Annotated in this window: 1 pseudogene; it reads left to right on the top strand. The window is 45.4% G+C overall.

Annotated elements, in window-relative coordinates:
• Positions 1 to 154 precede the first annotated feature (154 nt).
• Positions 155 to 745 (top strand): annotated as a pseudogene (locus ACLUXO_RS10200) (IS1634 family transposase); the annotation flags it as partial.

Below are 745 nucleotides of genomic sequence, written 5' to 3'. Positions count from 1 at the left end.
ATGCTAACTTCCCAGAGCAATCAAACTCAAGTCCTCTGAGAAAGTGCCCTAAACCCGCAAAAATACTGTATTTTTAGCACATCTTTGCTTGCATTGATGTGCTTTTCTATGTTATAATTTGAGTATGATATCATACTCAACAAAGGAGGCCATCATGTACTACAACTGCCTGGTTAATATTCCTAAGAACACTGGTAAAATTTCCAGAAATAAACGGGGTAAGACTACCTACATCGAATACACTTATGCTAGAGAGTACCTTCCCGAGAAGAAATACAACGTTGCTAGAAGAACGACCATTGGGAAAGCTGACCCAGATCATCCTGGAATGATGTTTCCTAACCCCAACTTCGAAAAGTTCTTCCCAGATATCGAGATTCCCGCCGAAGGAACGGCGGCTGAGCCAGTCAGCGAATCCAGAAGCAGCTGTATCCGCATTGGTGCCTTCTCTGTAGTCAGACGAATTATTGAAGACTACAAGCTGGCTGAACATTTGAAGCGTTGGGATGACCGGGGAAAAGGGCTGCTTCTTGATCTCGCCGCGTATTCAGTTATCGCAGAAAGCAACGTGGCTCAGCACTTCCCGGATTATGCCTACAACCACCCATTGATGACGCCACAGAACAAGATTTACAGCGACTCTACAATCTCGCGCTTCATTCGCGAGATCGATGATAATGACAGGGTCGACTTCTTGAACAGCTGGAACGCCACCCACGACAAGAACGAGAAAATCTACGTTTCC

Source organism: Lactobacillus delbrueckii subsp. bulgaricus (assembly GCF_046938665.1).
Classification (GTDB): Bacteria; Bacillota; Bacilli; order Lactobacillales; family Lactobacillaceae; genus Lactobacillus; species Lactobacillus delbrueckii_C.
Note: the sequence above shows the minus strand (reverse complement) of the source record. Positions and strands in the feature narration are given on the sequence as shown.